This window comes from Stenotrophomonas maltophilia group sp. Smal13 (assembly GCF_030236855.1).
GTDB lineage: Bacteria > Pseudomonadota > Gammaproteobacteria > Xanthomonadales > Xanthomonadaceae > Stenotrophomonas > Stenotrophomonas maltophilia_A.
The window spans coordinates 1-8,575 of record NZ_JASJSQ010000140.1 but is presented as its reverse complement, the minus strand read 5'-3'; the positions used below and the strand labels follow the sequence as shown (position 1 = coordinate 8,575).

The following is an 8,575-nucleotide window of genomic DNA, read 5'->3' as shown; positions in this document are numbered from 1 at the left end:
GCCCACCGAAGTGCGCATGGCCGAAATCGTCTTTCCCAACCACACCAACCACCTTGGCACCCTGTTCGGTGGCCAGGCGCTGGCGTGGATGGACAAGGCCGCCTTCCTGGCCGCCGCCCGTTACTCGCGCCGCACCGTGGTGACCGCGCGCAGCGACCAGGTCGACTTCAAGCTGCCGATCCGCATCGGCCAGATGGTGGAAACCATCGGCCGCATCGTCGAAGTCGGCCGCAGCTCGATGAAGGTGGAGGTGGAACTGGTCGCCGAAGACCTGCACAGCGGCGAGCGCAAGCTGTGCACCCGCGGCCACTTCGTGATGATCGCGCTGGACGAGGAAGGCCACCCGATCGCGGTGCCGCCGCTGCCGGCGGCCTGACCCGGCCAACGGACCCGCGCTTGCGGGGGCGCCACCGCGCCCCCATCTGGCAGCCATGACCCTGCCACTGACCGACTTCATCGACCGTGCCCAGCGCCTGTTCGTGCTGACCGGCGCCGGCTGCAGCACCGCCTCGGGCATTCCCGATTACCGGGATGCCGACGGCCAGTGGAAACGCACGCCACCGGTGACCTACCAGGCCTTCATGGGCGAGGCGGCCACCCGCCAGCGCTACTGGGCGCGCAGCCTGCTCGGCTGGCCGCGCTTCGGCCTGGCCCGGCCCAACGGCACCCACCAGGCCCTGGCCGCGCTGGAACGCCGAGGCAAGCTGCAGGTGCTGCTGACCCAGAACGTGGACGGCCTGCACCAGCGTGCCGGCAGCCACAACGTGATCGACCTGCATGGCCGCTTGGATCTGGTGCGCTGCATGGGTTGCGAGCGTCGCAGCGGCCGCGAGGATTTCCAGCAGCGCCTGCTGGACGCCAATCCCGGCTGGGACGCGCTGGAGGCAGGCATCGCGCCCGATGGTGATGCCGATCTGGAGACCGATTTCTCCGCGTTCGTGGTGCCCGAGTGCCCGCATTGCGGCAGCGTGTTGAAGCCGGATGTGGTGTTCTTCGGCGAAAACGTGCCGCGGGAGCGCGTGCAGGCGGTGCAGGAGCACCTGCAGCAGGCCGACGCCGTGCTGGTGGTGGGTTCATCGCTGATGGTCTATTCCGGCTTCCGCTTCGTGCAGGCGGCGGCCAGGGCAGGGCTGCCGGTGGCGGCGTTGAACCGTGGCCGCACCCGCGCCGACGACCTGCTGCAGTTCAAGGATGAACGGGACTGCGCCGAGGCGCTGGCCGCGTGGGCTTCGTCCTGAGCCGAGCACACGCTCGGCTGCACGCCCACCGCGAAACAGCGATCCATCCAGACGGTTGATTCGCAGGCCGTGCGGCGGTGCAATACGCACCCCCTACGTCGTTCATCACCGTCTTGAGCCAGCTGTTTTCGCCGATCTCGTTCGGCCCCCTGACCCTGTCCAACCGCATCGTCATCGCGCCGATGTGCCAGTACTCCGCCGAAGATGGCCGCGCCAGCGACTGGCACGCCATGCATCTGGGCAACCTGGCGCAATCCGGTGCCGGCCTGCTGATCCTGGAAGCCACCGCGGTCGAACCGCGCGGCCGCATCAGCTGGGCCGACCTGGGCCTGTGGGATGACGGCACCGAGGCCGCACTGGCGCAGGTGCTGGCCAGCGTCCGCCGCTGGTCGCCGATGCCGCTGGGCGTCCAGCTGGGCCATGCCGGCCGCAAGGCCTCGGTGAGGCGTCCGTGGGACGGTGGTGGCCAGTTGCCGGCCGACGATGCGCGTGGCTGGGCCACCGTGGCGCCGTCGCCGCTGCCGTTCCATGCCGCCGATCCGGCACCGCAGGAACTGGACGAGGCCGGCATCGCCGAGGTCATCGCCGCCTTCGCCGCCAGTGCGGTGCGCGCCGAGCGCCTGGGCTTCGAGCTGATCGAGCTGCATGCCGCGCACGGTTATCTGCTGCACCAGTTCCTGTCGCCGCTGAGCAACCGCCGCACCGATGGCTACGGTGGCTCGCTGCCGAACCGCCTGCGCCTGCTGGTGGAGGTGTTCGATGCGGTGCGTGCGGCAGTGTCCGACAAGGTCGCGGTGGGCGTGCGCATCTCCGCCAGCGACTGGGTCGATGGCGGCTGGGATCTGGTGCAGAGCGAAGCGCTGGCGCAGGTGATGGACGCGCGCGGCTGCAACTTCCTGCATGTCTCCAGCGGTGGCCTGGACGAGCGCCAGAAGATCACCGTCGGCCCGGGCTATCAGGTGCCGTTCGCGGCGGCGATCAAGGCCAAGGTGCGCATGCCGGTCATCGCCGTGGGCATGATCACCGAACCGGAGCAGGCCGAATCGATCCTGCGCCATCGCCACGCCGATGCGGTAGCCCTGGCGCGCGGCATCCTCTACGACCCGCGCTGGCCGTGGCATGCCGCCGCCGCGCTGCGCGACAGCGTGGAACCGGCGCCGCAGTACCTGCGCTGCGAGCCGCGCGATGCGCGCGGCGTGTTCAAGGCGCGCTGAGGCTCACACCCGCCAGGCCAGCGCCATGCCGGCCTGCAGGTGCTCGAACAGCGCGCGGATCTTGGCAGTGAAATCGCGGCGGTCGCTGACGCAGAAATAGACCTCCATCGGCTCCGGGCGCCATGCAGTGTCGGCGCCGAACACCGCCTGCAGGCGGCCATCGCGCAGGTACGGCTCTGCCACGAATGCGGCCAGCCGGGTGATGCCGGCACCGGCTGCGGCCAGCGTCGCCAGCGCATCGATGTCATCGCAGACCATGCTCGGCGGCAGTGCGGCGTCCACGCGCTGGCCATCCTTCAGCAGGCCCCAGCGCAGCGGCCGGCCATCGGTGGGGAAGCGGTGCAGCAGCCCGCGATGGCCGCTCAGCTCGGAGGGTTGCTGCGGGGTGCCGTGTGCCTTCAGGTAGGCCGGCGAGGCGCAGAACACGAACGGCACGCGCGCCAGTTGCCGTGCGACGACACCGTCCTCCAGCTGTGCACCGATGCGGATGCTGGCATCCACCGCTTCCGGGCCGTGTTGCACGGCGCGATCGGTCAGGCGCAGCTCCAGCTGCAGTTGCGGGTAGCGCTGCTGCAGCGACGGCAGCAAGGGGGCAAGCACGTGGCGACCAAAGGCGCTGCTGCTGGCGATGCGCAGTGGCCCGGCCGGTTCGATGTCACCAGAGGTGACCATCGCCTGTGCACGCGCCAGGTCGGCTTCGATGTGGCGCACCTGCGCCAGGTACAGCGCGCCGGCCTCGCTGAGGGCCAGCTGGCGCGTACTTCGGTTCAGCAACCGTACGCCCAGATGCGCCTCCAGCCGGTTGATGTTCTGGCCGACTGCGGTGGCGCTGATGCCAAGGATGCGGGCCGCTGCGGCAATGCTGCCGGTCTCTGCGGTGCGGGTGAAGCTGCGGATCAGTTGCAACAGGTTCATGACCGACCAGCTTGCCATGGAGAAACCCAAGTATCGCTTGGGACTGAACCAAGCAGGTCGGTTGCATCGGTGACCATCGATCCCGAGGACAGGCTGCTGCCCTACACTCGGGCGATGCGCCCCGATTCCATCCTCACCCTGTCCTGTCCCGACCGTACCGGCATCGTCTACCGCGTATCCGGCCTGCTGTTCGACCACGGCTGCAACATTCTCGACGCCCAGCAGTTCGGCGACGAGGAGAGCGGCCGCTTCTTCCTGCGCGTGCATTTCGATCGCGATGCCGGCCTGCCGCTGGAGACCGTGCACGCCGCCATGGCCACGCTCGCCACCGGCTTCGGCATGGACTGGCAGCTGCATGATGGCCGCCGCCGTGCACGCCTGCTGGTGCTGGTCAGCAAGCAGGGGCACTGCCTCAACGACCTGCTGTTCCGTGCCCACAGCGGCCAGCTGAAGGTGGACATTGCCGCAGTAGCGTCCAACCACGCCGACTTCGCGCCGCTGGCGGCGTCCTACCAGGTGCCGTTCCACCACCTGCCGGTGACCGCTGATACGCGCGCGGTGCAGGAACAGCAGATCATCGACCTGGTCGAGCGCGAACGCATCGATCTGGTGGTGCTGGCGCGCTACATGCAGATCCTGTCACCCACGCTGTGCCGCGCGCTGGCCGGCCGTGCGATCAACATCCACCACAGCTTCCTGCCCAGCTTCAAGGGCGCGCAGCCGTACCACCAGGCACACGCGCGCGGGGTCAAGATCATCGGCGCCACCGCGCACTACGTCACCGAGGATCTGGACGAAGGCCCGATCATCGAACAGGACGTGGCCCGCGTGGACCACGCGATGGCGCCGCGCGAGCTGGTGCGGCTGGGCAGCGATACCGAATCGCTGGTGCTGGCGCGCGCCGTGCGCCGCCATGTGGAGCACCGCATCCTGCTCAACGGGCACCGAACGGTGGTGTTCCGGTAATCGCCCATCCCGCGTCCGCCGGGCATGGCCCGGCGCTACCACGGGTGCTATCCGGTAGTGCCGGCCGCTGGCCGGCAACTGTAGAGATCCCGAGGTTGCCGGCCAGCGGCCGGCACTACCGAATCCTGATTTCATCCAATGAAAAGCCCCCGGTTCGGCCGTCCCGCGATCTGTAGGGGGGCGTAGTTAGGGGGCTGGATGAATCGATTGTGTTGTCGTGGGCAGGAGCGCGCAAGCGGCATAAGCGACGTGCGCGGTAGCGCCGGGCCATGCCCGGCGGTCACGCCTCAGGCGATCGCGATCCCCGCCTTGCCCAGCGCCTCGCGCACCATCGCGTCGTTGGCGTCGGTCACCGGCTTGGTCAGCTCCCACAGGAATTTCACCCGGAAGCCGGACTTCACCGCGTCCTGCGCGCTCCACAGCACGCAGTAGTCGCGGGCCAGGCCGCACACGTGCACTTCGCGGATGCGGCGTTCGTGCAGCCAGCCGGCCAGGCCGGTGGCCGGGCGCTCGCCATCGGGGCCATGGTTCTCGCGGAAGGCGCTGTATGAATCCACCTGTTGGCGCGTGCCCTTGCGCAGAATCAGGTCGGCCACGGTCCAGTCCACGCCCGGATGCAGCGCGGCACCGGCGCTGCCCTGCACGCAGTGGTCCGGCCACAGGGTCTGCGGCTGCGCGTGCAGCAGGATGGTCTCGAAGGGGCGTTGGCCGGGGTGCTGGCTGGCGAACGAGGCATGGTCGGCCGGGTGCCAGTCCTGTGTTGCCACCACGGTGCGGTAGCGGCGCTGTGCCAGCAGATCGGCGATCGGTGCCACCAGCGCATCGCCCTGGTCGCAGGCCAGCGCGCCACCGGGCATGAAGTCCGGCTGCAGGTCGATCACCAGCAGGGCGACATCGGCGGGCAGGGCGGTCATGGCAGTTCCGGCACAGCAGAAGGGGCGACCAGCGTGGCCGCCCCATGCCCACACGTCAATCGCCCTGCGGCGTCTCAGCGTCCTGCCCGTAGTACAGCAGGCCGATCTTGATCCGTTCGCGGCCATTCTCGCGGCGGTGACGGTTGGCATCGCGCAGCGAGTACACGCAGCCGCAGTATTCCTGCTGGTAGAACTGCTCGCGCTTGCTGATCTCGATCATGCGGCTGGCACCGCCGCCCTTGCGCCAGTTGTAGTCCCAGTACTGCAGGCCTTCATAGCGCGACGCGGCACGGATGCCGCAGTCGTTGATCTGCGCCATGTTCTTCCAGCGCGAGATGCCCAGCGACGAACTGATGGTGTCGTAGCCGTGCTCGTGCGCGTACAGCGCAGTGCGCTCGAAGCGCATGTCGAAGCACATCGTGCAGCGGATGCCGCGTTCGGGCTCGTTTTCCATGCCGCGTGCACGGCTGAACCAGTTGTCGGTGTCGTAGTCGCAGTCGATGAACGGGATGTCGTGCTGTTCGGCGAAGCGGATGTTCTCCTGCTTGCGCAGCTCGTATTCCTTCACCGGGTGGATGTTGGGGTTGTAGAAGAAGATCGCGTAGTCGATCCCGGAGGCGGTGATCGCCTCCATCACTTCGCCGGAGCAGGGGGCGCAGCACGAGTGCAGCAGCAGGCGCTGGCCGTTTTCGGGCAGGGACAGGGTGGGGCGTTGGAGCTCGGTCATCGTCAGGTACCGCATGGACTGCCGGCAACGGCGGTGGCCCATGCATCAGCGCGTGGGTGAACAGGTCTGGCCGGAAACCGTGAACAGGACGCACGCGGCCGCACCGCCTGCACGCGCAGGACAACGACGGCCCCGGCAACCTCCCCGCGGAGATTCCAGGTCGAGTCAGGGGACGGTCGTGTCCCCCGGCCGGGGCCGGTATTCGGGCTGATGGACACGGGCCGCAGCCCACCTACTACCCACCGCTTCCCAGGCGTGAGCCCAGTGCTGTTGGCAGGATTCGTTTCCATTCACCGCTGCGGGGCAGCTCCGGAATGGGCGCGCGAGGCGCCTTCACCGGATTCCCGTTTAAATCCCTGCCGCCATCAATGCCACGGCAGGGATACCTTCGGCGTGCCCACGGTGGACGCGTCGAGGGCAATGGTCAAGGGCCAATGAAAGCGCAGGGCTGTGGCTCGCTTCTCAGGCTGTGAGAGCGCCTCTTGCCATACTGGCCACCGACAGACGGGAGGTGGCTCGTGGCGGCGAAGTACTGCGATCTGGTCATGAAAGGCGGCATCACCAGCGGCATCGTGTACCCCAATGCGGTACTGGCGCTGGCGCGCGAGTATCGATTCAAGAGCATCGGCGGCACCTCGGCCGGCGCCATCGCCGCGGCGGTGGCGGCCGCGGCGGCGTGCGGTGATCGTCGCCAGCAGGCGGGTGAACACCTGCCCGGCGATGCAGGCTATGGCGGGCTGTCGGCGGTGTCGGCGCAGCTGTCGCGGCGCGGCTTCATCTACAGCCTGTTCCAGCCGGCGCGTGGCGCGCGCGCGGCGTATCGCCTGCTGGTGGTGCTGACCGGCAATGCCCGCCTGCCACGCAAGCTGCTGTGCCTGGCCATCGCGGTGTTCGAGATTGCGCCACTGGAGGTGCTGGTGTCGCTGGCGCTGCTGCTCGGCCTGGGCTGGTGGGGCGGCGGTTGGAGCGGCGTGGCCGCCACGCTGCTGCCATCACTGCTGTGCGCGTACGGTGCCGGCGTGGCCGGTGCCGCGCTGCGGGTAGCGCGGGTGGCGCGCCGTAACCTGCTGGGCCTGTGCAGCGGCCTCGGCCGCGATGCACGCACGCCGGCATTGACCGAATGGTTGCACGAGTGCCTGCAGCAGCTGTCCGGCAAGCCGCTGGATGCACCGCTCACCTTCGCCGACCTGCACGATGCGCCGCGCTATGCCGGCGAGCCGGACAGCCCGCATGCGATCAGCCTGCAGATGATCACCACCTGTGTGTCGCACAACGAGCCGCGCACGCTGCCGCTGGGCGGCGCGCAGTTCTGGTTCCTGCGCGAGGAGTTCGAGCAGCTGTTCCCGGCCAGCGTGGTGCAGTGGCTGGTGACGCAGGCCGGCCCGCCACTGGAGGTGGAAGGGCGCCGGTACTACCACCTGCCGCAGGGCCCGAAGCTGCCGGTGCTGGTGGCCACGCGCATGAGCCTGAGCTTCCCGCTGCTGATCAGTGCGGTGCCGTTGCATGAGCCCTCGCGCCGCGAGCGTCGCTGCGAACCGACCGCACCTGCGGCCGACCAGGAGCACAACGTGGCCGACAGCATGGAAGGGCTGACCAGTGCCGGGCAGACCTGCGGACCGGTGATCACCGCATTCCGCATCTGCTGGTTCTCCGATGGTGGCATCAGCAGCAACTTCCCGATCCACCTGTTCGATGCCGCGTTGCCGCGCTGGCCAACCTTCGCCATCAATCTGGTCTACCCGCAGCACGCCGAAGACGTGAGCCACGGCAGCAGTGGCCGCCAGGCGCTGGAACACGCCGTGTTCCTGCCCACCGAAAACCGCCACGGCTGGCAGCGTACCTACCAGTCGATCGCTACGCCGCTGGCCGCTGCGGAGCTGGGCCGTTTCCTGTTCGCGGTGGTGGCGACCATGCAGAACTGGCGCGACCTGCTGCAGGCGCGCGCGCCGGGTTACCGCGACCGCATCGTGCATGTGAGCCTGCAGGGCGACGAAGGCGGCATGAACCTGGACATGCCACAGGAGGTGCTGACCCGCATCGCCGACAAGGGCAGCCTGGCCGGTGCGCGCTTCTGTTCGTTCTCGTTCGAGAACCACTATTGGATCCGCTGGCGCAACCTGGCCTCGGCCTACCAGCGCTACACGCTGGAAGTGGCGCGCACCGACGACCCGGCGCAACAAGTGCTGGCCTACCGCGCAGCGTACTCGATGGTTGCCAGTGGCCAGCCGACGCCACCGTCGTACAAGCTGGGCTCGGAAGACAAGCGGCTGGCATCGCAGCAGTTGTGGGGGCTGATGGTCGAGCAGGGACGTACCTGGGAGGACCTCGGCCCGGACCTCACCGACGGCGCACCGCGCCCGCTGCCGCAGATGAAGGTGACGCCGATCTACTGACCCGGTAGTAGATCCACGCCATGCGTGGATGGAACCCCATCGAAATCGAATATTTCGAACATTCATCGAAGAGCATCCACGCACGACGTGGATCCACCGTGTCGACCAAGGTCGACACCTACCCACAGCAGCAAAGGATGCCGTTTCGACAGCTCGCGGAGACCTGTCGAAGGCGGGGTGGGTCCGGTTGCGGGGGCGTGAGCCGCAT

8 protein-coding genes and 1 riboswitch are annotated in these 8,575 nt (G+C 68.5%); of the genes, 5 read left to right on the top strand and 3 right to left on the bottom strand.

Features of this window, described 5'->3' with window-relative positions:
• From QRO95_RS24470 to QRO95_RS24460, 3 genes are all read left to right on the top strand, one after another.
• Positions 1 to 376: acyl-CoA thioesterase (locus tag QRO95_RS24470; RefSeq protein ID WP_285303660.1), on the top strand; the 376-nt coding region annotated here is incomplete at its 5' end.
• 55 nt (positions 377 to 431) lie between these two features.
• Positions 432 to 1,238, top strand: coding sequence for an NAD-dependent protein deacetylase (locus tag QRO95_RS24465; RefSeq protein ID WP_032128208.1), 807 nt, complete (start codon positions 432 to 434; stop codon positions 1,236 to 1,238).
• A gap of 113 nt (positions 1,239 to 1,351) precedes the next feature.
• A complete protein-coding gene (locus tag QRO95_RS24460; RefSeq protein ID WP_180838045.1) occupies positions 1,352 to 2,452 on the top strand; it encodes an NADH:flavin oxidoreductase/NADH oxidase in 1,101 nt (366 codons plus the stop codon).
• 3 nt (positions 2,453 to 2,455) lie between these two features.
• On the opposite strand, the gene QRO95_RS24455 is transcribed toward QRO95_RS24460, so the two are convergent.
• Positions 2,456 to 3,367, bottom strand: a complete 912-nt coding sequence (locus tag QRO95_RS24455; protein WP_049421017.1) for a LysR family transcriptional regulator — start codon at positions 3,365 to 3,367, stop codon at positions 2,456 to 2,458.
• A 114-nt stretch (positions 3,368 to 3,481) separates the two neighbouring features.
• On the opposite strand from QRO95_RS24455, the gene purU reads away from it, so the two are divergent.
• Positions 3,482 to 4,333, top strand: a complete 852-nt coding sequence (gene purU, locus QRO95_RS24450) for a formyltetrahydrofolate deformylase (protein WP_285303661.1) — start codon at positions 3,482 to 3,484, stop codon at positions 4,331 to 4,333.
• Positions 4,334 to 4,620: 287 nt separating this feature from the next.
• On the opposite strand, the gene pncA is transcribed toward purU, so the two are convergent.
• Together pncA and QRO95_RS24440 are read right to left on the bottom strand one after the other, a co-directional pair.
• Positions 4,621 to 5,247 carry a bifunctional nicotinamidase/pyrazinamidase gene (pncA, locus tag QRO95_RS24445; protein WP_149909491.1) on the bottom strand — a complete coding sequence of 209 codons (627 nt, stop codon included), beginning with the start codon at positions 5,245 to 5,247 and terminating at the stop codon, positions 4,621 to 4,623.
• 55 nt (positions 5,248 to 5,302) lie between these two features.
• On the bottom strand, positions 5,303 to 5,989 hold the full coding sequence (locus QRO95_RS24440) for an epoxyqueuosine reductase QueH (protein WP_080291760.1): 687 nt from the start codon (positions 5,987 to 5,989) through the stop codon (positions 5,303 to 5,305).
• 160 nt (positions 5,990 to 6,149) lie between these two features.
• Positions 6,150 to 6,365: riboswitch (cobalamin riboswitch) on the bottom strand.
• 154 nt (positions 6,366 to 6,519) lie between these two features.
• Between QRO95_RS24440 and QRO95_RS24435 the strand changes: the two genes are divergently transcribed.
• Entirely contained in the window at positions 6,520 to 8,367 is a 1,848-nt protein-coding gene (locus tag QRO95_RS24435; RefSeq protein ID WP_285303659.1) for a patatin-like phospholipase family protein, read from the top strand.
• Positions 8,368 to 8,575: the final 208 nt, after the last annotated feature.

What these genes read in the sequence shown, in the direction of transcription:
- QRO95_RS24435 (WP_285303659.1), top strand. Translation starts at nt 6,520, where the DNA reads ATGAAAGGCGGCATCACCAGCGGCATCGTGTACCCCAATGCGGTACTG.
- pncA (WP_149909491.1), bottom strand. Translation starts at nt 5,247, where the DNA reads ATGACCGCCCTGCCCGCCGATGTCGCCCTGCTGGTGATCGACCTGCAG.
- QRO95_RS24440 (WP_080291760.1), bottom strand. Translation starts at nt 5,989, where the DNA reads ATGCGGTACCTGACGATGACCGAGCTCCAACGCCCCACCCTGTCCCTG.
- QRO95_RS24465 (WP_032128208.1), top strand. Translation starts at nt 432, where the DNA reads ATGACCCTGCCACTGACCGACTTCATCGACCGTGCCCAGCGCCTGTTC.
- QRO95_RS24455 (WP_049421017.1), bottom strand. Translation starts at nt 3,367, where the DNA reads ATGAACCTGTTGCAACTGATCCGCAGCTTCACCCGCACCGCAGAGACC.
- purU (WP_285303661.1), top strand. Translation starts at nt 3,482, where the DNA reads ATGCGCCCCGATTCCATCCTCACCCTGTCCTGTCCCGACCGTACCGGC.